At 71.6% G+C, this 25,527-nt stretch carries 14 protein-coding genes and 1 pseudogene; 7 read left to right on the top strand and 8 right to left on the bottom strand.

The genetic code is table 11. The features are described 5' to 3' along the window. Nucleotides 1–155: 155 nt before the first annotated feature. Nucleotides 156–908, bottom strand: a complete 753-nt coding sequence (locus ACWCYO_RS20565) for a 2OG-Fe dioxygenase family protein (RefSeq protein ID WP_270139962.1) — start codon at nt 906–908, stop codon at nt 156–158. Between the two features lie 194 nt (nt 909–1,102). Continuing rightward, nucleotides 1,103–1,363, bottom strand: coding sequence for a hypothetical protein (locus tag ACWCYO_RS20560; RefSeq protein WP_270139960.1), 261 nt, complete (start codon nt 1,361–1,363; stop codon nt 1,103–1,105). Between the two features lie 354 nt (nt 1,364–1,717). Between ACWCYO_RS20560 and ACWCYO_RS20555 the strand changes: the two genes are divergently transcribed. Next, nucleotides 1,718–1,909: a type 1 glutamine amidotransferase family protein gene (locus ACWCYO_RS20555; RefSeq protein ID WP_333493412.1), complete on the top strand. Its 192-nt coding sequence runs from the start codon at nt 1,718–1,720 to the stop codon at nt 1,907–1,909. A 264-nt stretch (nt 1,910–2,173) separates the two neighbouring features. Here the strand turns inward: ACWCYO_RS20555 and ACWCYO_RS20550 are convergent, their stop codons facing one another. Continuing rightward, nucleotides 2,174–3,001, bottom strand: a complete 828-nt coding sequence (locus tag ACWCYO_RS20550) for an alpha/beta fold hydrolase (protein ID WP_449785015.1) — start codon at nt 2,999–3,001, stop codon at nt 2,174–2,176. 325 nt (nt 3,002–3,326) lie between these two features. Between ACWCYO_RS20550 and ACWCYO_RS20545 the strand changes: the two genes are divergently transcribed. Continuing rightward, on the top strand, nt 3,327–4,874 hold the full coding sequence (locus ACWCYO_RS20545) for a Na+/H+ antiporter (RefSeq protein ID WP_449785014.1): 1,548 nt from the start codon (nt 3,327–3,329) through the stop codon (nt 4,872–4,874). A 68-nt stretch (nt 4,875–4,942) separates the two neighbouring features. On the opposite strand, the gene ACWCYO_RS20540 is transcribed toward ACWCYO_RS20545, so the two are convergent. Then, nucleotides 4,943–5,968 (bottom strand): CapA family protein, encoded by a 1,026-nt coding sequence (locus ACWCYO_RS20540; protein ID WP_270139954.1) that lies wholly within the window; start codon nt 5,966–5,968, stop codon nt 4,943–4,945. A 180-nt stretch (nt 5,969–6,148) separates the two neighbouring features. After that, nucleotides 6,149–8,692: a hypothetical protein gene (locus ACWCYO_RS20535; protein WP_449785013.1), complete on the bottom strand. Its 2,544-nt coding sequence runs from the start codon at nt 8,690–8,692 to the stop codon at nt 6,149–6,151. Between the two features lie 229 nt (nt 8,693–8,921). Between ACWCYO_RS20535 and ACWCYO_RS20530 the strand changes: the two genes are divergently transcribed. Then, the gene (locus tag ACWCYO_RS20530) at nt 8,922–9,044 is read left to right on the top strand and encodes a hypothetical protein (RefSeq protein WP_270139950.1); all 123 of its coding nucleotides are present in this window, start codon (nt 8,922–8,924) and stop codon (nt 9,042–9,044) included. A 21-nt stretch (nt 9,045–9,065) separates the two neighbouring features. On the opposite strand, the gene ACWCYO_RS20525 is transcribed toward ACWCYO_RS20530, so the two are convergent. Beyond that, on the bottom strand, nt 9,066–9,497 hold the full coding sequence (locus tag ACWCYO_RS20525) for a nuclear transport factor 2 family protein (RefSeq protein WP_449785012.1): 432 nt from the start codon (nt 9,495–9,497) through the stop codon (nt 9,066–9,068). 121 nt (nt 9,498–9,618) lie between these two features. Between ACWCYO_RS20525 and ACWCYO_RS20520 the strand changes: the two genes are divergently transcribed. Continuing rightward, nucleotides 9,619–10,188, top strand: a complete 570-nt coding sequence (locus tag ACWCYO_RS20520) for a PadR family transcriptional regulator (RefSeq protein WP_270139946.1) — start codon at nt 9,619–9,621, stop codon at nt 10,186–10,188. On the opposite strand, the pseudogene ACWCYO_RS20515 reads toward ACWCYO_RS20520, so the two are convergent. Further along, nucleotides 10,145–10,621, bottom strand: a pseudogene (locus ACWCYO_RS20515) (helix-turn-helix domain-containing protein); the annotation flags it as partial. The gene ACWCYO_RS20520 and the pseudogene ACWCYO_RS20515 overlap by 44 nt on opposite strands. A gap of 614 nt (nt 10,622–11,235) precedes the next feature. Between ACWCYO_RS20515 and ACWCYO_RS20510 the strand changes: the two are divergent. Both ACWCYO_RS20510 and ACWCYO_RS20505 read left to right on the top strand, forming a co-directional pair. Beyond that, on the top strand, nt 11,236–13,413 hold the full coding sequence (locus ACWCYO_RS20510; protein ID WP_449785011.1) for a SpoIIE family protein phosphatase: 2,178 nt from the start codon (nt 11,236–11,238) through the stop codon (nt 13,411–13,413). A 37-nt stretch (nt 13,414–13,450) separates the two neighbouring features. After that, nucleotides 13,451–13,789 carry a hypothetical protein gene (locus ACWCYO_RS20505; RefSeq protein ID WP_449785010.1) on the top strand — a complete coding sequence of 113 codons (339 nt, stop codon included), beginning with the start codon at nt 13,451–13,453 and terminating at the stop codon, nt 13,787–13,789. Nucleotides 13,790–14,166: 377 nt separating this feature from the next. On the opposite strand, the gene ACWCYO_RS20500 is transcribed toward ACWCYO_RS20505, so the two are convergent. Continuing rightward, on the bottom strand, nt 14,167–21,183 hold the full coding sequence (locus ACWCYO_RS20500) for a ricin-type beta-trefoil lectin domain protein (RefSeq protein ID WP_449785009.1): 7,017 nt from the start codon (nt 21,181–21,183) through the stop codon (nt 14,167–14,169). A 213-nt stretch (nt 21,184–21,396) separates the two neighbouring features. Between ACWCYO_RS20500 and ACWCYO_RS20495 the strand changes: the two genes are divergently transcribed. Continuing rightward, a complete protein-coding gene (locus ACWCYO_RS20495) occupies nt 21,397–25,395 on the top strand; it encodes a LamG domain-containing protein (protein ID WP_449785008.1) in 3,999 nt (1,332 codons plus the stop codon). Nucleotides 25,396–25,527 lie beyond the last annotated feature (132 nt).

Here is a 25,527-nt window from a genome sequence, read left to right as displayed (position 1 = left end):
CCCGTCGGGTCTTTCAGGGGCCGACACGCGCGGCGGACGATCGTTCGCGTAGCTCGGGGACGCCGCACGACAGCCGGTCGCCGATGTCGGGGGCGGTCGCGGCAGGGCACCCGCCGGGTGGTGCCGCCGAGCTCCGACCGGGGTGCGCACAGGCCTCAACCCGGTGTGAGCGTCACCACCAAAACATCGCGATACGCGGGACGACCTCGGTCCACGGGGCGTACCGGCGACACGCTGTGCAGGGTCCGGCGGTCGTCTCCGAGCAGCACGGCTCCCGGCTCGCCGAGCGTGGCAGTCAACAGCAGCCCTCCGTCCGGATCGAACACGGAGCTCTCACCTCCGACGGCGTTCTGCCGACCGATCAGGAGGGAGGACACCAAGGTGACACCGTCGCGGTGCGGGCCCTCCGGTGTGGGCAGTCCGTCCACCTCCGGGGAAGCGACGACCCGGAAGGGGTGCACCTTCGCGTTCCACACCGCCGGGTCGTCCAGTGCCGTCGCCACCTGTCCCAACAGTCGCAGCACCGCTCGGAACAAGGGGTCGGCTACGAAGGAGCCGGTCAGGGGCTCGAAAGTGCGCTCCACGCCGACGTAGAGCGGATTGCTGTCCTCCGGCTGCACGAAAGCGGCCTGCAGCAGCAGCCTGATCCGCTCCACCGCAGGCGTGAGCAAGAACTGCCCGTAACGGCGCAACCGGCGCGCGCCCAGAGCCGAGGAGCAGCTGTCCACGCTCAGTTGGTCCCAGTGGGTACGGAAGCGTTCCCAGTCCCCCTCCCGCACACCGAGGCACGATGTCGTGACGGCGGCGGGCACGAGGTGGGCACCGCCGGAGATCAGGGCTGCTCGGGCGGCCTCCAGGGGATGGTCCGAATTCGGCTCTTTCGTCTGCGGCGAAGACTTCCGCGTCATCGGGGACTCCTCGATGGGGCATGCCGGGCTCATCGTCGCTGTGCATGGCGGGGCGGTCAGGGGCGAGTGGGCGGCGAGGACTTCCAGCAAGTCCGGCTCGGTGACGGCGCGCTGGATACGGGGCGCCGGCCGCGTGAGACGGTCGGCGAAGACCAGCGCAATCTCGGCGTCTGCTGCGGAATGGCCGACCCCCATCAGACGCGATGGGCCGTACCGCGGTTCTTCACCGATTTCACGTACAGGAGGAAGTCTTTCGCCATGGCAAGCACCTGTCGGTTGGTCATGGCCGACGCGAGGTCGGTGCGGTAGTCGGGGTACTGCAGCACGTCCCGGGCACTGAATTCCGAAGCAGCCCGTGCGTAAACGCGGTACGCGTTGTCGGTGGACGGGTAGGAGGTGACCGACGGGGTCTGGACAGGCTTGACTCCGTCTGTGTAGAAGGGCTCGTTGACCACTCTGCGCCCGAAGTCCTCGTTGCCCCCGCCAGGTCGTGGTAGTAGCTGAAACCGATCTCGTCACCGGCGATGGGGCGAGGTGAGGTGAAGCTCATCGTCTGAGCCTTGGTGGCCCGGCGCATGCGGTGAACCGGCTTGTTCTCTCGAACAGTTCGTCGAACTCGGCGGCCATCGGCTCCCGTCACGGGGAGGCCCGCTCCAGCTGCCTTCCGAGCCCTTATCGCACAACCAGAGTCATTGCGACTCACTCCATCGAGGGATGGATCGGGACTGCTGTCCTGGCCCTGGCAGATCGCACGCATGGCCCCGGTGGCGGCGGCGTCGAAGACGTGCATGGTCAGGTGGTGTTCGGCGGTGAGGACCAGGGCGAGTTCGCCCGCGGTGGTCGTCGGTTACGACGTGACGTACGCGCACGAACGCTACGTGCGCTCCGGGAAGATCATCACGGCGGCGGGAGTGTCGGCCGGACTGGACATGGCCCTGTACCTGGCGTCGCTGATCGCCGGGGACACCACGGCGAAGGCGGTCCAACTGGCCGTGGAGTAGGCTCCGCAGCCCCCTTCCACTCCGGCGACGCCACGCAGGCCACGCCCCGGCTCAAGGAACCGGCCCTACGGCTGCTCGCCCAGTCCCAGGTGTGACGAGACGGAGGCACGACGGCTCGGCAACGGCACCCGCCTGACCCACGCCTGCGGTCCGCTCAACTGAGCCCGTGCGCCCGGTCGTTCGGGCCCCACACCCGGCGGCCGGGCGCCGGTCGGTCGGCGGCGCTGCCCTGGCCTCGCGACACACCAGAGTGGGCAGCTGAGGTCAGCTCCGGAGGAACTCCAGGAGGTCCTGGTTGAACCGCTCCTTCTCCCCGGGGACGACGGAGATGCCGTGGCCGGCGCCCTCGTAGACCTTGAGGACGGCGCCGGGGACGATCTGCGCGGTCTTGCGGCCGGTGGCGTCGATCGGCACGATCTGGTCGTCGTCGCCGTGCACGACGAGGGTGGGGACGTCGAACTTCTTCAGGTCCTCGGTGAAGTCCGTCTCCGCGAAGGCGGTCACGCAGTCCACGCCCGCCTTGATGCTCTGCTGCATGGCCAGCAGCCAGTAGGTGTCCAGGTTGCCCTGGGTGACGCTGTTCCCGGGGCGGTTGGCGCCGAAGAACGCGGGCGCGAAGTCCTTCCAGAACTGGGAGCGTTCCTTGAGGATGCCACCCCGGATGCTGTCGAAGACCTCGGCCGGGACCCCCTCGGGGTTGCTGTCGGTCTTGAGCATCAGCGGCGGGATCGCCGACAGCAGGAGCGCCTTGCCGACCCGGTCGGTGCCGTGGCGCCCGATGTACCGGGCGAGTTCGCCGCCGCCCATGGAGTGGCCCACCAGGGTGACGTCCCGCAGGTCGAGCGCGTTGATCAGGTCGTTCAGGTCGTCCGCGAAGGTGTCGAAGTCGTATCCGGTCCAGGGCTGGGCGGAGCGGCCGTGGCCCCGGCGGTCGTGGGCGACGCCGCGGAAGCCGTGGTCGGCGACGAGCTTCAGCTGGTCCTCCCAGGCGTCCGCGTTCAGCGGCCAGCCGTGGATGAAGACGACCGGGCGTCCGCTGCCCCAGTCCTTGTAGAAGATCTCGACACCGTCGCGCGTCGTCACAGTGGGCATGGAGTGCTTCTCCTCGTCGGGTCGGCCGGCCGTCCGGGGGAGTGTCCTGTGGACGCGGAGGCGGCCGCGGTCAACGGGGACAGCCTGGCGGTGCCGATCGGAACCCCACGGGAGGTTCCACCGAACGTGGCGTGTCGTCTCCCCGGACCCGGCCGGTGTGTGCCGGCCCGCTCCCGGTGACGTCCGCTCCTGCCTACCCTGCCGCTCCCCGCTAATTCACCGATAAGATGACCAAAGGTGTGCCGGGAAGTCTGGTCGGCTCGGGGGACGACTGCGGCGAGCGTGCGGCAGTGACCCCGCTCGTCGTGATGAGGTTTTCGCCCCGATGCACGTTGTGGGGATCGTTCTCGTCCTGGTGGTGCTGGCCACGGCCGTGGCCACTTTCGCCCGGCGCCTGCGGGTGCCCGCGCCCTCGCTGCTGGTCCTGGCCGGTGTCGGGGTGGCGCTGATACCCGGCGTCCCCGCGCTGCACGTCCCGCCGCAGGTCATCGGCATGGTGGTCCTGCCCCCGCTGCTGTACGCCTCCGCCGAGGAGCTGTCCCTGCGGGACCTGCGCACGGTCTGGCGTCCGGTGACGATCCTCTCCTTCGGCCTGGTCTTCGCCTCCGCCGCCGCCGTCGGCTTCACGGCCGTCGCCGTCGCCGGGCTGCCGCCCGCCATGGCGTTCGTCCTCGGTGCCGTACTCTCCAGCACCGACCCGGTGGCCGTCACCGCGCTCGGGCGCCGGCTGGCGCTGCCGGGGCGCGTCCAGGTGCTGGTGCAGGCGGAGAGCCTGTTCAACGACGCCACCTCACTGGTGCTGTTCAAGGTGGCCGTCGGCATCGCGGTGGCCGTCGGCGCCTCGGCGAGCATGCCCGCGGCCGGCGGGGAGTTCCTGCTGCTCGGCGGCGGCGGAAGCCTCGTCGGCGCCGCCGTCGCGGGCCTGGTGTGGCTGCTGCGCCGCCGCACCACCGACCCGGTGCTGGAGACGGTGATCGCGCTGGTCACCCCGTACGCCGCCTACGTGCTGGCCGAATCCGTGCACACCTCCGGCGTCACCTCGGTGGTGGTCGCGGGCGTGCTGCTCGGCCGCTCCGGCCACCGCCTCACCGACGCCCACATCCGCCTCCAGCTGGGTGCCGTGTACGCGGTCGTGGTGTTCCTGCTGGAGAGCGTGGTCTTCTCGATCGTCGGCCTGGAGCTGCCCACCCTGGTCCGTGCCCTGCCGGCCGGCACCGGGCTCTGGCCGCTGCAGGCACTCGCGCTCGCCGCCGTGCTGATCGCGGTCCGGGTGCTCTCCACGCTGCCGCTGACCCGCGCGGTCAAGCCCACGCAGGGTCGGCTGTCGTGGCGGGTCGCCGGGGTGGTCACCTGGGCCGGTACCCGGGGAGTCATGCCGCTGGCCGCGGCCCTGTCCATCCCGCTGGTCGCCGACGACGGGACCAAGCTCGCGGGACGTCCCCTGGTCCTGGTCCTGACCACCGCTGTCGTGGTGTTCACCCTCGTCGTCCAGGGGCTCACCCTCGCTGCCGTCGTCAACCGCTCCGGCCTCGCCCTCGAACCCGAACACACCGTCCGCGAGGAGGACGACGCCCGCGACGCCCTCAACCGGGCCGCGCTCGACCACGTCGAACACCTCGCCGAGCTGGAGAGCCTGCCGGACACCGCCATCGACCGGGTGCGCCGGGGGCTCACCGCCCGCCTCGACCGCACCCCCGGGACCCCGGACGGCACCACCGCCGACGCCGCCTACCGGCAACTGCGGCACGAGGTCATCGCCGTCCAGAGCACCGAGCTGCACCGCCTCTACGACGAACACCGCATCAGCGACACCACGCGCCGCCGCCTCCAGCACGACCTCGACCGGGAGGAAGCCGCCCTCGGCATCCGGTGACGGCGGGCCGGGCGGCCCGCGGCCTGTGGGGCAGCTCATCTGCCTGAACCCCAGCCCACCCCCCGGCCTCAAGCGTGGCCCTGCCGGTCGAGTGGATCCGAGCCCTGTTCTCCGGTCCAGTCGACCGTCAGCCACTCCTCCCGCTCGCCCACCTCGGTGCCGAACGCGGCGCAGGCGGTGGTGAACCGTGTGCGGATCCACTCCCACTCCTCGCCGCGGGCGGGGCGGGTGTGGCAGAAGTCCAGGACCAACGGCAGCGCCTCCAGGCGGACAGGTGCCAGGTGCGCCCGGTCCGGCCCGTCCAGGGTGACCAGGAAGAGCAGGCCGAGATCGTTGCGCAGCACCGGATCGACCGCGTAGTCGTCGATGAAGTCGCCCAGGTCGTACAGCACGCGGTCGGCGACGCCGTGGAACACGTGCGCGGAGTGTCCGGCGACCAGCGTCGCCCCGGCGGCCAGCAGCTGCGGGGCCGCCGCGCGCACGTGCGGCGGCGGCCGGGAGGTCATGTTGGGGCCCCAGTGCGGGGTGACCAGCACCGCGTCGGCCTCCTGGGCGGCCCGGGCCACCAGCGCGGTGAGCCAGTCGGGCACCCCCGTCCACAGGTCGGCCCACGCCACTCCCGGACGCTCCGCCGCGGCCGCGTAGTCCACCGGGTGGTCGGTGACCCCGACCACCGCCAGCCGCACCCCGCGGGCCTCCAACACGGCGAACTCCCGCGCCTCGGCCACGTCCCGCCCGGCGCCGACCGCCCGGACCCCGGCCCGTTCCAGCAGCTCCCCGGTGTCGAGCAGGGCGTCGACGCCGTAGTCCAGGGCGTGGTTGTTGGCCAGCGTCACGCAGTCCACCCCCAGCTCGGCGAGGACGGCGGCCGCCGAGGGCGGGGCCCGGAAGAAGAACGGCTTGCGCGGGTCAGGCCACCGCTCCCCGCGGCCGGAGAGGCAGCACTCCAGGTTGAGCACGACCAGATCGGCCCCCGCCAGTGCCTGTTGCACCTCCGGGGAGAGCACCGTCCCCGGTGTCGGCGAGCGCCGCAGTTCCTCGGCGACGGCGCGCCCGAGCATCGTGTCGCCGGCCAGTGCCACCGTGAGCGCCATCGGTGAGCGTCGCCTCCGCTCTTGTGCCTGCGGATCGGGGGTCGCGGATCGCGCCCCGCCACTCAAGGCTCGGCCCGTACTCCGTCACAGGCAAGCTCCCCCCCGGGGCAGGTCAGGGCGAGGACGAACCTGCTGCCGCGCGAGCGCCGGAGGCTACGGACGTGGACCGGGCTCCGGGAGTCATTCGAGGTCGTCCCAGGTCCATGGAGGGGCGGCGCTTCCGTCGGGTTCACGCCCGAACCGGAAGCGGCTCCTGTTGTCGCCGAACTCCATGAACTGGTCGATCATTCCTGCGGCGGGAAGGCGCGCGACCAGGGCGGCGGCCTGCTCGTGCGCGTCGATCCACTGCAGGGTGTTCAGCAGTTCGGTGACCGCGTCCGGGTCATCGAGGACAACCCGGTCGGCGGCCCGTGCGGCCGGCGTGGCGATCTGCTCCTTCGCCGGGACCTCCCACAGCAGCTCGATCAGCGCGTACGGGTCGTCGAGGCCGGTAGGCGGGGCAGGGACCTGGCGTGCCGGGGGCCGGGCCTGCTGCGGCGTTCCGGGCTCTTGCGGGCGTTCGAGGGCGCCGGACCCGCCTGAGCGGTGGTCCGAACCCGCGCGGGCCGCGGGGCTCCTCGCGGCCAGGGCTCCGGCCTGCTGGTCCGCTCCGAGGTCGAGCAGAGTGCGCACCAGCCAGGCCACTCCGGACGGGTCGTCGAGGCCGGCGTGTGCGGCGGGATCGCGGGCCAGCAGTCGAGCGACCTGCTCCGTTTCCCCCAGCTCCGACAGGCCGTTCAGGAGGGCGGCCACTCCGGACGGGTTGTCGAGGCCGGCGTGGGCGGCGGGATCGCGGGCCAGCAGTCGAGCGACCTGCTCCGTTTCCCCCAGCTTCCACAGGTCCTTCAGGAGGGCGGCCACTCCGGACGGGTCGTCGAGGCCGGCGTGACCGGCGGCCCGTGCGGCCAGGGTGGCGGCCTGCTCCTTCGCCCCGAACACCCGCAGGCTGTCCAGCATTTCGGCCAGCCCGCCCGGGTCGTCGAGGGCCACGTGGGCGGCGGCCCGTTCGGCCAGGGCGGCGAACTGCTCCTTCGCCCCCGCGACCCACAGGCTGTCCAGCAGCCAGGCCACCGCCGAGGAGTCGGCGAGTCCGAGATGATCGGCGACCCAGCGGGCCGGGCGGTGATCGGTCGGATCGAGGTGTTGGAAGTGACCGAGGAGGCTCCGTGCGGCCTTGGGGTCGCCTTGTGCGGCGGCCAGTTTGTGGAGTTGGGCAGCGTCCCGGTAGAGGCCGCGGTCCCGGGCACGGTTTCCGAGCACGACCAGATCGCGCTGGTCGGCGTGCTGGGCGGCGGAGGTCCAGAAGTCGACGGGTGGTATCCGGTCGGAGCGGTGGTGGCGACCGTACTGCTCGAGGTGGTCGGCCAGCCGGTAGTGCGAAGCGGGGGAGGACCGCTTCGCGGGGGTACCGGTGGCGGCCGCGCGGCGGCCGCGCTGGTTGCGGGTGTCCGTTCTGACCGGACTCAGGATGCCCGGGATGCCGTTGCCTCCAGCGGCGGCGTACTGCAGGGCGTGCTCGAGCCAGTCGTCGTCGAGGGCATCGAACTCGGTTCCCGTGAGGTAGGCGGGGACGGCCGCCTCCAGCCAGGCCATTGGGATGTCGGGGCCCGCTCCCAGCCGGCGGGCGTCCATCGCGGCGTGGATCAGGGCACGGGCCGCTCCTCGGGCCCGGGAGTAGCGCTCCATCAGGAACGGCGTGCCGGCGAGGTACTGGGTCACCTGGGCGTCGCGTGCTCGTTCGGCGGCCTCCGTCAGCCGTGGATCGGCGTCGGCGGCGCCGGTGAGGGCCGCCAGGTCGGTGCGGGTGAACGCGTCGGGCACGTCGATCACGTGCCCCTGCAGCAGGCGGCGGGTGTCGATGCGCGGATCCGGCTGGTTCGGCCGATCCGGCTCGGCGCGGGCGGTCAGTCGCTTCCAGTGGTCGGGCCACAAGGTGGCCAGCACCAGGACGGGAGCCCGCGACGCGTCGTTCAGCAGCTCGCGCAGGGCCCGTGCGACCCGCTCACCGGACGGTTCCGGGCCGAGGTACAGCTGCGCCTCGTTCATCCACACCACGGTCCTGGGCGCGACGTCCGAAAGGCCGGCCAGGAGGGCATCGGGACGGTCGGGGCTGATGGGGTGCCACAACCGCCAATCGCCGGGCAGCGCTCTGACGGCCTCCCACAGGGCGCGGGACTTGCCCGTGGCGGACGCCCCGACCAGAACCGCGGTTCCGCTGGTGCCGGCCAGCGCGGCGGCGACGACCGTCCGCAGGCGGGTGTCGTGCTCGCGCGGAACGTAGCGGGGCAGGACCCCGAATCGGGTCCGGGCATCACCGGTCTCGAGAGCCGGGTGCACCTCCAGGTCGGCCAGGACGAGGTTGTCGTCGAACTCGCCGATCGGCCGTCCCACCCCTTTGGCCATCCCGGCTCGCACCCACAACTCGCCCACCTGCCGGGCCAGTTCTCCTTCGTCCCGACGGGCGCGGCGGGCCAGGACGGTGGCGACGGCGACGACGTCGGCCTGCTGGGGTGGAAACGTCGGTTCGCTGATGACCCGTCGGACGGTGTCCCGGCTCGGTGCCCCCGGCAGCCGGTCGTCCTCGGCGACGTCTCCGGCGATCTCGTCCAGACTCGGTGCGCCCGCCGCCAGGTACACCTCGAACAGCGAGTCCTTCAGTTCCCGCAGCGCAACCGGCCACCCCACCCGCGCGCGCCCCAGCACTCGAGGCCGCCGTGAGCCCGTACGGTTTCCTCCCTCGTCGCCATTCATCGCACCATCATCCTCCAACTCGGCACGCGGGTAAGCCTGACCGGTGCCGAGATGGCGGGTAGTCGCCGTTGCGTCGCAACTCGGAGTCGATCTTCGCGGCGCGGTCAGTGTGGACGGTGAGCCGGCCGCCCCACCCGCGAACCGCATTCCCGTGGAGGTCCCCATGTTCCGTACGCGTCTGACCCGCCGCGAGCGCCTGTCCCTGGCCGGTGCCCTTCTCCGCGGCGCCGTCTCCGGCATCGCCCGGTCCGTCACCACCTGGTTCCTGGACCAGCACGTCCTGTGACCGAACTCTGGTTGGGCGGCGTCAGTGCTCGGCGGGTGCCGGGACGAGTCCGTCGGCGACGAGCCCGGCGTGGACCGCCTCGCCAAGGGCGTGGACGGCGGACTGCGGGCGGACCATGACCGTGAACTCCTTGATCCGGCCGTCGGCGGCGAAGTGCAGCAGGTCGATTCCGTGGATCTGCTTTCCGCCCGCCGTGGCGCGGAACAGCAGGACGGCCGAGGGAGCGTCGGTGCCGCCGGCGCTGGTCTGCGCGGTGCCGGTGTGGTCGCCGAGGTACCGGAAGTCCTGGAAGGTCCTCAGCAGGACCCGGAACAGGCCCAGCACCATCGGCTTGCCCTCGAAGGGGGTGAACTTCACGGGGCTGTAGAAGCGGACGTCGTCGCTGAACAGGTCGTCCAGCGCGCCGATGTCACGGGCCTCGACGGCGGCACGGAAGCGGTCGGCGGTGGTCATGGTGCGCCCTCCTGACTCGTAGCGAGGCTAGTCATAAATCTGACTAGTCAGTTTCAGGAGTACCCTAGGGGAGCGTGTCCCCGGCAACAAGGGGCCGGGGGCCGGCGAAGGAGACCGACCGATGGCACTACGGCACGCCGTACTGGCCGCCCTGCTCGACGGCGAGACCAACGGCTACGAGCTGGCCAAGACCTTCAACCTGGGCGTGGCCAACTTCTGGTACGCCCAGCCGCAACAGCTGTACGCCGAGCTGACCCGGCTGGAGAAGGACGGGCTGATCAGCGGGCGGGAGGTCGTCCAGGACAACCGCCCCAACAAGCGGGTCTTCCGCGTCACGGACGCGGGCCTCGCCGAACTCGACGGCTTCGCCGCGGCCGCCGCGAAACCGTCCTTCGTCCGGGACGACCTGCTGGTCAAGGTCCAGGCCGCCGACCACGTCGACCCGGCAGTGCTGATCGCCCAGCTCGAGGAGCGGGCCGGCTTCGCCCAGGCCAAGCTCGACCTGTTCGACCGGCTGCTGCTCACCATGCGCGGCGACCGCACGGAGGACGAGTTCCTGCGCGAGGGCGACCGCATCGGCCCCTACCTGACCTGCCTGCGCGGCCACGCCTTCGAAAGGGGCAACCTCGACTGGTGCCGCAGGACGATCACCATCCTGCGCGATCGGCAGGCGGCCCGTACCCGGGGATGACGGCCTGGTGACCGGCAAGCGACGGCCGCCCGCCACGTGTCGGAGCGCTGGCGACGGGCCAGGCTCTGTCATCGGCGGCCAGCCATGGCTCCTGCGCGGCGGCGGCGGGAGTTGTCCCGGTGAACGCGCGGACGTCGCGGTGGAGGTGGGACTGGTCGGCAAAACCGCCGTCCGCTGCCACCTGCGCGGGGGTGTCTCCAAGGACCAGGCGGTGGATGGCGTGATCGAAGCGGACCAGCATGGCGGCGCGTTTGGGCGCCAGGCCGATCTGCGAACCGAAGCGTGACCACGTGCGCTGCCGGCTCCAACCGATCCGGCCCGCGAGCTCGCTCACGCGGGCCTGTCCGCGGCTGGCGACGACACGGCGCCAGGCCCAGGCCACTTCGGGATCGACCTCCCTGCCCGCATGCACTTCGCGGCCCGAGCACGCCTCCTACGACTTCCACGGCTACATGGAGGGCGGTGCCGAGACCGGCGCCCGGGCGGCCCGGAAGTCCTGACGGCGATCGGCGCCCGAACCGCGGCCTGACGGCCGGTGTCGGGGCGGACCGGGAGCCGGGCCGCCCGACACCGGCCCGGCCGGCGTGTGCGCCGGGTCCGGAACCGCGGCGGGTCGTCTCCGGCCTCGGCGGCGGCCTGGGCGACGGCGACAGCCCGAACCGGGCTCGTTCGGCGGTTGTCACGTTCCGCGGTTGTCACGTTCCGCGGTCGCCGCGTTCCGCGCAGGAGAGTGCCGGCCCGAGCGGGCCCCGCCCACGCGTCCGGGGGTACGCGCCGACGGGGACCTGTCCTCCCGCGGGCGTCGTCGGGCGCCCGACGGGGGCCTGGTGGACGGCAGCCGGGTTCTCGGGCACCCGCGGGGTCCTGAGCTCGGCGGCCGCGCCGGCGCCGGAACGCCGGAACGATGGGATGTCGGAACGACGGGACACCCGGACGCCCGGACGACGGGACGCATGGGGCCGTCCGGGCGAATATGGAGGGAGGCTGCCAGTGCGCTTGTCGGCCGGGACGCGGCTCGAACGAGGTTTTGTGATGACCATGTCAGGGATGTCGCCGTCGAGGCCCGGGGGAGGGGCCGCCGAGGCGATGGCAGGGCGCGCGGTGGACGTGCGCGGCATCGAGGCGCTGGCACGGATCCTGCGGTCGGTGCCGGAGCGGCTCGGCGCGCACATGGGCGGCGTCTACCTCCTGTCGGACGACCGGCAGGTGCTCGAGCTGGCCCTGACGCTGGGGGCCGCCCGGCAGTTCACCAGGCCGTGGCGGCACATCGGCCTGACCGCGCCGATCCCGGTGGCCGAAGCCGTGCGCAGCGGCCGGGTCGTCTGGGTGGGCGGCGGGGATGACATGGCACGCCGGTACCCGAGGGTCGCCGTCGCCATGCCGTACGCGTTCTGCCTCGGGGCCGTTCCGCTCGTCGCGCGCCGGACGACGTACGGCGCGCTCGTCGTCCTCTGGCCCGCCGCGCACCCCCCCGTACTGTCGGCCCTCGAACGTGACCGGCTCGGTGCGCTGGCGGCACGCCTGACCGAGGTCGCGGCGGAGGCGGCCGGGGCGGGCCGTCCGATCCGGGCCGGACCACGTCCTGCGGTGGCGGAGGAACGTGTCGCCGACCCCCTCGCGGCGGCGGCCTCGCGGCTGCCGGAGGGCCTCTGCGGCATCGACCTGGACGGCCGGTTGGCCGCGGTCACGCCCGCCGCCGCGGAACTGCTCGGCGAACCGGCGGAACGACTGCTCGGCGAGCGACCGTGGGTGGTACTGCCCTGGTTGCGGGACCCGGTGTACGACTACCACTATCGGGCGGCGGTGATGAGCGGGCAGTCCACTTCCTTCGTCGCGCTCCGGCCGCCGGACCGGTGGCTGTCGTTCCAGCTCTTCCCGGACGCCTCCGGACTCACCGCGCGGATCGCCACCGCTGACGCGGCCGCCACCGCCGAATTCCTCGCCGATCCCGCCCTCGACCCCACCCGGCACCACCTGCACTCCGGACTCTCGGCCGAGCGGGCGGTGCACGCGCGACCCGGAGCGTTCTACCACATCCTCCACCTCGCGAGTGCGCTGACCGAGGCCATCAGCGTGCAGGACGTGGTGCGCATGGTGTCCGAACAGATCGTGCCGGCCTTCGGTGGCCAGGCCGTCGCCGTCCTGATGGCCGAGGGAGGCCGGCTGCGCACCGTCGGTCACCGTGGCTACCCACCCGGCCAGGTCGACCAGTTCGACGGCACCCCGCTGACGGAGCCCACCCCCGGTGTCCAGGCGGCGACCAACGCCGTGCCGGCGTTCTTCGAGACCCGGACGGAGCTGGAAAGGCTGTACCCGAACCGCCCCGAGACCCAGGACGGGATGGCCGCGTGGGCCTACCTGCCGCTGGTCACCTCGCGAAGGCTGATCGGCACCTGCGTGCTGGCCTTCGCCGAGCCGCACCGGTTCGACGTGGACGAGCGCGCCGTCCTCACCGCGCTCGGCGGTCTGATCGCCCAGGCCCTGGACCGCGCCCGGCTGTACGACACCAAACTCGGCCTCGCCCAAGGCCTCCAGGAGAGCCTGCTGCCCCACGTCCTGCCGGCCGTCCCGGGCCTGGAGGTCAGCGCCCGCTACCTGCCGTGCACCGAGGGCATGGACGTCGGCGGCGACTTCTACGACCTCATGCGGGTCGGGCCCGACTGCGTGGGCATCGTCATCGGCGACGTCCAGGGCCACAACGTCAACGCCGCCGCGCTGATGGGCCAGGTGCGCACCGCCGTCCGCGCCTTCGCCGCCGCCGACGCCGATCCGAGCACCGTGCTGGCCCGGACCAACCGCCTGCTGGCCGACCTGGACACGGCCCTGCTGGCCACCTGCACCTACCTGTGCGTCGACCTCGCCGGCCGCACTGCCACGATCGCCACCGCCGGCCACCCCGCACCCCTGATCTACCGCCCGGACGGCCGGGCGGCGCTCATGGAGCCGCCCACCGGCCTGGTCCTGAACGTCGACCCCACCGCCGAGTACCCGCAGCTCCGCGTCGGTCTGCCGATCGGCACCACCCTGGCCCTGTACACCGACGGCCTCATCGACACCCCCGGAGCCGACCTCGACCAGGCCCTGGGCGACCTCACGGCCACCCTCGCCCGCCACGGAGCCCACCCCCTCGACCGGCTGGCGGACGCACTCACCGGCCGCGCCGGACACGCGGACCACCGCACCGATGACATCGCACTCCTGCTGATCCGCTCGGTCCCGCGCTGAACGCGACACGAACCGGGTCACCGGTGGGCCGTATTCGGTGGCCTTCGGCACCCTCACCGACGTCATCGGCCGCGGCGGGTTCTGGCTCTGCGAGACCCACCTCGTGGCATTGGCGTTCGACGGCCAGGTGCTGGTACCGGCGGTCGCGGCGGGCTGGTACGCCCGCCACCAGACTTGCGCGGCAGGGCACTTCGTGCGCCGACGGGCCCATCCCCGGCGGCACGCGGCCGCCCGGATCGCCGCCATGCCCAGTGCCAGGGTGCAGACGGTGGCCAGGGCGATGGTGGCGGCGCCTGCGGGCCGCAGGGCTCATGTGCCGATGCTCATGACGTGCGTTCCTCGTTTTGTAGACTTCTTCGGAATGGCACTGTGGTGATGCTGTGTCACGTTTCGCGTGGAGAGACCCCGTGCGCCACGCCGTTCGGCGCACAGGAACCTTCACCCAGTTTTCATGAAGCCCGGCGCGGGCGCAGCGGAATCCGGATGTCTGTGCGGGATTCGTCGTGCGACCAGAGTGTCGTCCCTCCCCGTCGTTGAGCGCCCACCGCCGGCCGGTGTGTGCGGGGGGCGGCCAACCCGTTGGTTGGCGCCCCCCGCCCTTCACTGGCGCTTCGCTTGCCCGCCCCAGGCCCCTCGGGCGTGCGGCCCGAAGAGATCCGGGCGCGTGGCGGCTCTGGCGGCACGCCAGGTGTCGAGCAATGCCCCACCTGGAATCAGGAGCAGGTCCAAGAATTCCTGGATCGAGTCAGTGCCCTAGAACCAGTCAGTTTTCGGAATCCTCTCAAACGCATTGGATATGAAGTCATTTGCATAGTTCGAGGCGTAGTACGTCACAACCGCGCCGGCCGCCGCTCCGGCCACCCCACCGACTATGGCACCCGGGGCGCTCTCCGTCACGCCACCGGCGGCTATCCCGGCTCGCGTCCCCACGTTGGTTGCCACGTAGCCGATGGCAGTATCGACGGCAGCCTCCGTGATGCCGATTGCCGTAGACCTGAGGAACGTATCGCCGTTGTCCCTCGCACCGTCGTAGCCTGATACGGTCGCCTGAATGGCCCCCAGCCACGAGGTCATCGTGCTGCCGCGCTTCCAGGCATCGGATTTCGACAGGCGTCCGAGGTCTCGAAGTTGCGGATTCTTGCGGAGGTAGTTCATTCCTTGCGAGCCTCGCGAGCGAATCTCCGGAGTCTTTCCCGTCCTCATTTGCTTGCTGAAGTACGTACCAGCACTTCCGATCGCGTTGATTGCTCCTTGCTCCGCACCCACGTTGAGGGCTGCCCCGCCGGCCGCAGTGCAGGCCATCTCCGCATAGGTTCCCTTGTTGCCGCATTCGAAGGTGTCACTGAGCACCTTCGACGGGTCGGGGAACAGCGATTTCTTCTGGGGGATGACGGGCCCGGCGCACCCGGGCGTGCGGGGCTTGCAGATCGCAGTGGACGTCGATACCGGGACGACGGGGCCGGCGCAGCCCGGCGTGCCCGGGGTGCAGATCTGGGACGTGGGGAAGTACTCCTCCGAACGGTCCTCGTGGTACTCGTCCAGCTGGCCGACCGTGCCGAAGCCGAGGCCCGTGACGGGGTCGTTGACCATAAGGCCGCTCGGGTCACTGAGGTTCACTGGGTCGTTGTCGCTGTAGGCGTACCCGTTCCACTGCTGGGGATCAGCGGTGTTCATCAGGGGGTCCGGGTTGAGGAACCGGCCGGTGCTGGGCTGGTACTCGCGGGCGCCGAGGTTGGTGAGGCCGGTGGCGTCGTCCTTGGTGCCGCCGACGAAACCGTGGTCGCCGGCCCAGGTGGTGGGCTGGGTGCCGCGGGGGTTGCCGAACGGGTCGGTCGGGCGGCGGCTCTCGTTCAGCGTGGTGCCGTCGAGGGCGAGTGCGCCGGTGCCGTGCGGGTCGTTGATCTGGTAGGTGGCGGTGCCGCCCTGGCGGACCAGGGTGATGCCGCCGGGGATCTGGTAGTAGCGGACGCCGGTGGTGGACTTGGTCGTGGTGTTGTAGACCAGTTCGTCGCCACCGAGGGTGATGGTGGTCTTGCCGGGGTCGTGGCGGACGAGCTGGTTGCCGTCCGCGTCGTAGACGTAACCGGTGTGCTGGTCGCCGACGTTCCAGTGCTGGCCGGCCGGGACGGTGGTGCCGCAGTCGGCGAGGGCCAGCAGGGTGCCGTCGGCCGTGACGTCACCGGGGACGGCGAGGCAGCGGCTCGCGGCGGCGTTGAGCAGGGTGCCGTCGGAACGGCTCGTCCAGGTCTGCGAAGCGGTCCCGTCACAGGACTGGAGCTGGATCGCGGAGCCGGCCGCGGTTCCCATGGCGGTCAGGCACTTGCCGTAGACCTTGAGGACGTTGCCCGTGGTGTTGAACTTCTCGGCGGGCGTGCTGGTGCAGCCGGCGATCGCCGCCGGGGTGCCGGAGGCGCTGCTGCTGTTCTGCAGGTAGAGGCACTTGCCGCCGACGCCGGTGATCTGGACGGCCGGGTTGAGGGTGTCGAGCCTGTCCTCGGCCGTCCAGCCGAGGGTGGTCGAGCCGTTCGCGTAGGTGTAGAGGCCCGCGGTGTTGCCCGCGGCGTCGTAGGTGTCGTGGGCGTACACGGTGGTGTTGCCGTTGACCACGGTGGTGCTGGTGGTCAGGGAGTGGGGTCCGCCGCTGCCGGTGTTGGTGGTGCCCGCGGCCGGGAAGGTCTGGGTCGTGGTCGCGTCCTTTGTGGTGTCGCCGGACGGGTCGTGCTGGACGAGCTGGGTCCGGTTGCCGGTCAGATCGTAGCCGTAGCTCTGCCAGTAGGCGGCCGGTCCTCCGACGGTCGTCTTGGCGGGCGACTGGGCGCCGCTGGTGGGTGTGCTGTTGGTGCAGGAGCCGATGCCGCCGACCGTGGGCTGGGCGGCCTGGGTGAGCGTGCCGGTGTCCGACCAGGCCGTGTTCAGCCGGTTGAGGTAGTCGTAGCCGAAGCACTGCAGATCGGTGGACGACGGGGTGTTGTCCGGGATGTTGCGGACGGCCGTCAGCTGCCCCGCCGTGTTGTACGCGTAGGTGACCTGCTGGACGGCGCCGGTGCTGGCGGTCTGCTTGTCCACGAACTGCGAGAGCGGGCGGCCGGTGGATTCGTCGTAGGTGTTGGTGACGACGATCTGGGTGCCCCACGGGTTCACCGTGGACCGGGTGTTGCGCCCGTAGGCGTCCCAGGCCGAGCCGACGTCGTACGAGGCACCGCCGAAGGCGCCGAAGGTGAGCAGCGGGCCGTTGACGTCGTACGTGTAGTCGACCTCCTCGGCGGCGATGTCCCCGACCGCCGCGCGGTTGTCGGAGGTGAGCGCGCCGGTGATGGGGTCGTAGGTGGCGTTGTAGACGTACTTGAACGCGGTGGCGGAGCCGACCTCGGATCCGGGGATCGTGGTGGTGGTCTGGGTGGGGTGGTAGGTGGTGTCGTAGGCGTCGATGGAGGTGGTGTAGGCGTTGCCGGAGGCTCCGCCCGTGTACCGGGTGGAGGTGGCCGGCTGGCCGGGCAGGACGGTGTCGTAGGTGAAGCCGGTCAGCTGGTTGGCCGGGCTCACCGACCCCGCGTAGGAGCCGGTCTTTCGCCCGAGCAGGTCGTAGGTGTAGGTGATGGTCTGGTTGCGGGCGTCGGTGACGGAGGCCAGGCGGCCTGCCGTGTCGTACGCCTTGCCGGTGGTGCCGGTGTCCGGGTCGGTCGCGGAGACCTCGCGGCCGCGCAGGTCGTAGCTGCGGCTCCAGGTGTTCCCGGCGGCGTCCTTCTGCGTGGCCGGGTGGCCGTCCGCCGTGTAGGTGTAGGAGGTCACGTCCGCGTCCGTCTGGACACCGGTGGCGGTGGCCGTCCGGTACTGCCACAGCTGAGCCTTCTGGCCGCGGGCGTCGGTGACGGTGGACGTCGGCGTGGCGCCGGCGGGCGGCGTCACGTCGATGCGGTCCGCACCCGGGTACGCGGTGCTGGTCGTGCTCTGCACCACGCCGAAGGCGATGAACTGGCTGGTCACCGGGCGGCCGAGGCCGTCGTAGACGTTGTAGGTCTGGTTCGGGACCTGGTTCGTGGTCGTCTGGTACGGCGTCGTGTTCGGCGCGGTGTCGTTGTTGTACCAGCCGGCGTTCGCGCGGGTCACCCGGCCCTGCGAGTCGTACACCGTGTCGGTGATTACCCGGCCGCTGTAGGCCGAGATCGCCGGTGTGGACTGCGTCTGGACCGGTCGGCCCAGGCCGTCCATGATCTGGACACTGACGAGGTAGCTGGTCCCGTTCTGCTTGAGCGTGGACGTGGTGACCGTCGGAGGCACCGCGTTGCCGTTGACGACGCCCGGAAGCGAGTAGGCGAAGGTCTTGTTCGCGTTGGACGTGGTGGGCTGGCCCGGCAGCCAGACGCTGGTGACCCGGCCGAGCTGGTCGTAGGCCTCGTGCACCGTGCGGCTGTTGGGGTCGGTGACCGCGGTCGGCAGCGCGCGGGCGCTGTCCAGGGTCGTGGTCGTGGTCCGGCCCGTGCTCGCGTCGCTGGCGCCGGCCGGGGCCGGGGTGGTGACGGTCGTGCTGGTCGGCAGCTCACCCGCCTGGCCCGCGGTGAAGGCGGTCGTGATGGTGGCGCCGTTGGTGTGGGCGCTGTCCGTCGCGTTGGGGTCGGTGGTGCTGGTGGTGCGTCCGTATCCGTCGAACCCGGTGTTCACCGTGGTGGTGAACTGGGGGTTGCCGCTGGCGTCGAAGTGGTCGAGCACCACGCCGGAGGTGGGGTTGTGGGCGGTGCCGAGCTGTCCGAACCCGAGGCCGTCATAGGCGGTGCGGGTCCAGGAGGTCGTGTTGGCGGCGGTCGGCGTGGCGGTGCACGCACTCGCGCCGTTGACCGTGATCTCCTCGGACGGCAGGGCCAGGACCTGCGGGTCGGATCCCGCGGCGTAGTTGGTGCGGGTGCACACGTCCGGCAGGCCGTCCGCGCTGGCCAGCGAGGTGACGACGCGGTTGCCGTGCGCCGAGTCGGTGCCGGTGGTCGTGCTGGTGGTCTGCCAGGTGTTGTCGGCCTTCAGCGCCTTCGAGGTCCTGACCGCCGTGGTGGCCGAGTAGCGGGCGGTGAGCGCGGGCAGGCTGCCCTGGGCGTGGGTGGCGGTGGTGACCGGGCCGCTGGAGGTGTGCACCGCGTAGCCGACGACAGTCCCGCCGGCCTGGTTGTAGGTGTCCGATTCCAGGGTCGCGCCCGAGAGCCAGTCGGAGTCCGTCACCGCCGCGCTCATCGGCCCCGCGACGGTGACGCTGCGGGTGCTGCCGTTGGCGAGCAGGTCGCCGTCCATGCCCTGGTAGAAGGTCGTGGACTTCTGCGACTTGGGCCCGTCGGTGCCGCTGCCGGCGACGGTGGTGACGCTGGCGTAGCCGCGGAACTGGTCCCAGGTACGGGTGACGTCCCGGGTGAGCGGGGAGTCGTTGCGGTGCCAGGCCGCCTTGCCGTAGGTGTAGGCGGTGGTCTGCGGGACCGAGCCCGGGGTGCCCGGGTTCACCGTGACGCTGGTGACCGGGTAGCGCAGGAACCAGTCGTCGACCGGCGCGGCGCCGACGGCCGAACCCGGCGGGTACCACTTCACGTTGTAGCAGGACAGCGTGTCGCTGTCCGCGCTGGACGGCATCACGTTGCTGGTGCGCGAGCACGCGGCGGAGGCGTAGTTGACGCCGATGGTCGAGCCGGTCTCGGTGGTGATCAGCTGGATGCGCGGCCGGTTGTACGCCGGCGGGGCCGGGACCAGGTTGGAGCCGTCGACGCGGTTGGCCAGGAGCTGCGCGGTGAACGACACCGGCGGCAGGGTGACCGCACCACCGGAGGCCTGGCCGTCCTGGCCGGTCCGCTGGACCGAGGCGAGCCACGGGACCTGGGTGTTCTCGGTGGCGTTCTGGACGTTGACGAACTGGTGGTTCAGTGCGTACGAGTCCACCGTCTGGTAGGCGCCCTTGACCCGGACCTGGGTGCTGACGCCGGTCAGCCACTTGGTGGTCCAGAACGACGGCCCGTAGTTGGTGCAGGTGCTGGTCCCGTCGCACTGCTGGTCCAGCGGGACGTCGGGCCAGTTGGCGGCGTTCGCGAGGGTCCGTTGCGAGGGGTCGCAGGCCGTCGTCGAGGTGACGCAGCGCTCGCCCACCGTGAAGAGGATCTTCGCGGCCGGGTTGTACGAGCCGTTCGCGCCCAACTGGTCGGAGAGCAGCTGGCCGTAGCCGATCGTGGCCGGCACGCCCGCGCGGGTGTAGCCGCGGTTGGTCCCGGTGCCGTTGTTCTGGCCGCCGCCCAGGGCGTAGTCGTTCGTCTCGGGGGTGTAGGTGTAGGTGGTCAGGTTGCTGTGCGGGTCGACGACGAAGTCGAGGTTCCACCGCCAGGCCGTCTGGCACCAGGACGCCTTGCCCTTGGTGCTGTCGTAGCACGGGTCGCCGGAGTTCGGGGAGAACACCGGGACGGTCCACGCCGAGCCGCTGTCGGCACCGAGCGTGGTCGGGTTGCCGTTCGCGTCCGGCAGGTGGGCGAGACCGAAGTAGAACGCCGTGCCGCCGGTGTCGGTGAGCTTGACGTAGGAGCCGTTCCAGGTGCCGTTGGTGGCGCCGGTCAGGAACTGCACCTTCGTGCCGTCATCGCCCTTCAGCCGCCAGGTGCAGGCCGACTGCTCCATCGCGGCCGGCGCACCGGAGGTGCAGGAGGCGTCGTCCGGGACGAGCTGGCCGGAGTGGCCGGCCATCGAGAGGGTGAGGTTCGCACCCGCCCAGCACTCGTCCGAGGAGCCCGTGATCCCGTCGTTCGAGCACGACTGGTAGGAGCGCTCGACGAAGCCGGGCTGGTAGTCCCAGCCGTCGCCGATCCAGGAGGCCTGGGAGTTCGTCGAGGAGGTCTTGCCGTCCACCGACGACGAGTCGTAGCCGAGCGAGACCACCGGCGCCGACCCGCCCAGCGCCGGCGGGGTCTGCACCGGGTAGCCGTAGGTGAACGCCCCCGACGAGCCGCCGGCCGTCCACGCCTGCGACGGGTTGAGCGAGGTCGCGGAGTACGTGCCGGCGCCGCTGGAGGTGCCGGAGACCACGCCCACGGTGGTCGAGGTGGCGGCGGTCGTGGCGCTCAGCGACTGGATGCTGGTGTGCGGTTCGCCGTCGTTGCCGGGCAGCGCGACATCGGCGACGATCTTCTTCGTCGCCGGGTCGAAGTGCGACTCCAGCGGGGTCTGCTTCAGGCAGCCCGCGATCTTGGGAGCGACCACCGCACAGTCGGGCAGCAGGACCAGGTGCGCGCGCGAGGCCCAGTTCGCGCCGAAGAGCCCGTCGACCCCGGCCGCGTCGATCGACAGGCGGACCTTGCCGGCCTCGGCCTTGCCCGGCTGCGACAGCTTCACCACCATTCCGGCGATGCCCGCGGCCGACGTGCTCCGGCTGTCCGCGACGTCGACGTCGACGCTCTGTCCGGCCACCGGTGACCCGGCGAGCGGGGCGAGCGCGACCGGGAGCCCGGTCGCCGCGCTCTCGTCACCGGCCGCGGACCCGGCAGCGGAGCCCGCGTTCGCCGAGGGCGCGCTGCCCAGCCGGACGCCGGCGTGCCCCTGCGGGTACGGGTGCTTCGCGGACGGCGGCTGCCAGGTCGGCGGCACCGGGTGCGCCGGCTTGGTCACCGGAACCGGGGTGACGTCCTTGCCCTTCACCGACGCCGTCTTCGGCAGCGGCGTGTTCGGCGGCTGCCAGGTCCGCGAGTAGTCCGGGCCGGAGGCCGCGGCGAACGGCACCGGCGCGAGCATCGAACCGAGCAGGGCCGCGGCGGTGACCGCCACGACCCTGTTTCTGACACCACGAATCGTTCGTGAGCGTAGCTCAGGAACGTGCGACAGTGGCACAGTTCCTCCCCATGATTTGACGGACGGATCGTCGCGCGTGCCCGCTTCCCGGGCGGTTGCGCGCGGCCCGTCATCGTCGCGCGCCGCGTTCACGATCCGATCACCGCCGCGGTGATCGGATCGTTAGAGCGGCGCGTCACCATCGGTCGCGTGAACAGACAACGCAGACCCGGGCACGCGCTCTCGCGGCCACTGGCCGCCGCGGCGGCCCTGTTGGTCGCCTCCGCCGTCCCGCTACCCTCGGCAGTCGCCGACGCGCCGGCGACCCGGCCGTCCCCCAGCGCCGTCGCGGCGGCCGACGCACAGCACCGCAAGGACATCCCGGAGGCCGACGAGGCGGGCCGGGCGATCGCCAAGGCGAAGGCCACCCACCAGGACGTCCCGATCGACTCGCTGACCACCGAGTCCAGCGAGACCGTGGCGACGCCGGAGGGCCACCTGCGGCTGACCTCGCACCCCGAGCAGCAGCGGGTCAAGCGGAGCGGCACCTGGACGACCCTGGACGCGGGCCTGGCCGCCAACCCGGACGGCACCTTCTCGCCCAAGGCCTCGGTCGCGCCCCTCGTCCTGTCCAAGGGCGGTGACGGCCCGCTCGCCACGCTCACCGACGCGGACGGCAAGAAGCTGTCGGTCACCGCGCCGTTCCGGCTGCCGGCCCCGACCGTCAGCGGCGACAGTCTGCTCTACCCCGCCGTCGCGCCCGACACCGACCTCAAGGTCACCGCCACCCGGGCCGGCGGCCTGCGCACCGTCCTGATCGTGAAGACCCAGGCGGCCGCGGCCAGCCCGCAGTTGGCGAAGCTGCACTTCGACGTCGCGGGTGACGGCATCTCGGTCAGCGGCGACAAGGACGGCAACCTGGTCGCCAAGTCGGCGGACGGCAAGGCGCGTTGGGCATCCGCCGCGCCGTCGATGTGGGACAGCTCGACCACTTCGGGCGGCGCCCGCCCGCGGACGACGGGCGCGTCCCCGGCGGACAGCGCCCCGGCGGCCGGCACCGCGGCGCACGAGGTCAGCGACCCGGCCGCGCCCGGCCGCAGCGCCAAGGTCGCCCAGCTGCCGGCCACCGCGAGCGCCAAGGGCATCGACCTGGCGCCCGACCGGGACCTGCTGACGCACGGCACGGCGCCGTACTACATCGACCCGGACTTCCAGCCGGTCACCGCCAACTCGTACGCGTACACCTGGGTGCAGTCCTCGCACAGCACGCCCAACTGGATGCACACCGGCCCCAACGACTCCGACTACCCCGGCGTGGGCCTCTGCGGCTACTACGCCGCCGGTGGCAGCTGCTCGCCGACCGACATCGAGCGGTCCTTCTACCAGTTCAACGTCAGCGGCCTCACCGGCGCGGTCATCGGCTCGGCCACGGTGAACCTCCAGGAGTACAGCTCCGCCAGCTGGAGCTGCGACACGACCTACCCGCTGAGCCTGTACCAGACCGGCCCGATCGACGGCAACACCGTCTGGAGCAACCAGCCGTCGCAGATCAGCGGTTCGCTCGGGACGGACCAGGTCCCCGGCTCCGGCCACACCGGCTGCTACCCCAACGTCCCGTTCAGCTACACCGCCACCAGCGCGGTGCAGTCGAACGCCAACGCCAACAACGGCACCATCACCTTCGGCGTCTACGGCAACGAGAGCGACGCCAACGGTCTGAAGCGGCTGGCCTACCAGCCGTCGCTGGCGGTCACCTACGACCGCACGCCCAACGTCCCGACCAACGAGGCGATCTCGCCGAGCCCGCGGACGGTCAGCCCGTCCGCGACCAACCAGGCCTGTGACAGCAGCCCGATGAGCAGCTGGGGCTGGCTCGGCGCGGGCAGCGACCAGGCGAACGCCGTCAGCCTCACCGCCACGGTGTCCAGCTCCGTCCAGCAGCAGCTGTGGGGGCAGGGCAGCGTCTGGGACGACAGCGTCAGCGGCTCCCCGAACGTCTTCTGGGGCCAGACCGGCCTGACCGCCAACAACGGCACGGCCGTGGCCACCCTCCCGGCGGGCACCCTCAAGGACGGCCACGCCTACGGCTGGTACATGTACGCCTTCGACGGCGTGTCGGGCGTGCCGTGGTCCGGCCCGGGGGCGGTCTGCCACTTCCGGGTCGACCTGACCCCTCCGCAGCTGGCCTACACCGCGGTGACCGACCCGACCAAGCAGTTCGTGCCCTCCGGCAGCGGTCAGGCCCAGCAGATCTACGTCGGCCAGCAGGGGTACATCCCCTTCACCGCGACCGACCCGGCCCCGAGCGGCTTCGACTCCTCCGGCGTGGCCTGCGTCCGCTACGGCTGGGACCCGCAGATCGCCGACGGCCCCTGGCAGTGCGGCTCGTCCATGCCCGGCGGCCAGCTCCCGGTGACGCCGTCGCACTGGGGCACCAACATCGTCTACGCCCAGGCCGAGGACAACGCGGGCAACCTCTCGCCGATCGCCGCCTACTCGTTCTACGTGCCGTGGAACCCGAACGGGAAGCCCCCGGTCTTCGGTGACGTCACCGGCGACGGCGTCCCGAAGATCGTCACCCCGGACACCGTCGGCAACCTCCGTGCCTACACCGTCCCGGGCAACCAGACGGAGACCACCGCGCCACCGGCCGTCCTGTCCGCCAAGCCGGCCAACACGCCCAACTACAACGCCGCCAACCCCGGCGCCGACCCGTGGTCCGGCTACCAGACCACCCACCGCGGCAGCCTGACCGGCGGCAAGAACGTGGACGACCTGATCGTCCACAAGCCGGGCGACAAGAACCTCTACTGGTACCCGAACGCCCCGGCCAACAACACCGGCGTGCCCGGCGTCCTCGACAACCACACCGCCCTGACGAAGCCGGCCTGCGACCCCACCGTGGCCACGAGCGGCGGCGGCACCGCGGCCCCGTGCACCGGCTACGCGTCCGACTGGTCGAGCGTCCTGGAGATCGCCGCCAGCGGCGACCCCCTGCACACCGACCTCAACGCCGGTACCTTCTACGACCGCACCGGCCTGTTCACCATCGAGACCGGCCCGGACGGCGACGGCGCGCTGTGGTTCTACCCGGCGGTCGGCGACGGGGTCCTCGGCTCGCCGACCAACCTCGGCTACACCGGCTGGAAGGGCTGGAACCTGATCTCGCCCGGCGACTGGTCCGGCCAGGGCCACCCCGGCCTGTGGGCGCGCAACAACTGGTCCGGTGACGTCCGCGGTTACAACTTCAACACCGGAAACATCACCGTCACCGGCAAGTCCGGCGCCACCGCCACCTTCCCGACGTTCACCGGCCTCGTCAGCAACACCCTGATCGGGTGCGGCGTCACCGGCGCCAGCTACCCGCTCGTCGGTTCGGACGGCGACCTGACCGGCAGCGGTCACCCCACCCTGTGGGCCATCACGCCCTCCCACGACGTCCGGATCTGGACCGGCTACCCCAACTCCCCGGTCACCGGCTCCACCTGCAACCCCGGCTACACCTGGACCGCCACCAACGTCGTCCTGAACACCGGCTTCGGCGCCGACCGCTGGCAGCTCACCGCGGCCAGCACCAACAACGGCGTCGCCACCGACACCAGCGGCCTGAGCCCCGCGACCATCTACGGCAACGTCGGCTGGACCACCGGCCGCAACAACACCGCCAACGGCGCGGCCAAATTCACGAGCGGCAGCGGGTACCTGCGCACCTCCGCCCCGGTGGTGGACACCGCGCAGAGCTACACGGTGTCCGCCTGGGTCAACCTCACCTCCACCCCCACGGCCGACCAGACGATCCTGGCCGAGGGCGGCACCAACCACCAGGCGTTCTACCTGTGGTTCAACGCGGAGGGCGGGGCGAACAACAGCAACTGGGGAGTCAGCGCCACCACCAGCGACAACCCCAGCACCTCCTGGGTCGGGACCGTCGCCAAGGGCAACGCGCCCCTCGGCTGGAGCCTGGTCACCGCGACCTACAGTGTCGACACCCACGTCCTGACGCTGTACGTCAACGGGCAGTACGCCGGCTCGGTGTCCCACACCAGCCCCTGGCACGCCCCCAACGGCCTCTCCATCGGCGCCTCCGCCGGCAACGGCCTGGACACGACCGGGTACAACAACTTCACCAGCGGAGCCATCACCGACGTCCGGACCTATCCGTACGCCCTGACCGCTGACGAGGTGAACAAGCTCTACACCACCACCTGACCGTCCAGCACACGGCGAAGGGGCCCGCGGAATCCGCGGCACGATCACGCTGGCCGCCGCCGGCGGCGAGCTGAGCGCCCTCGGCGGGCGCGGCGAGGTGCGCCAGGCCATCCTGGCGACCCGTCCCGCCAC

The organism is Kitasatospora sp. NPDC001683 (genome assembly GCF_053596495.1).
This window is presented reverse-complemented; position numbering and strand designations above follow the sequence as displayed.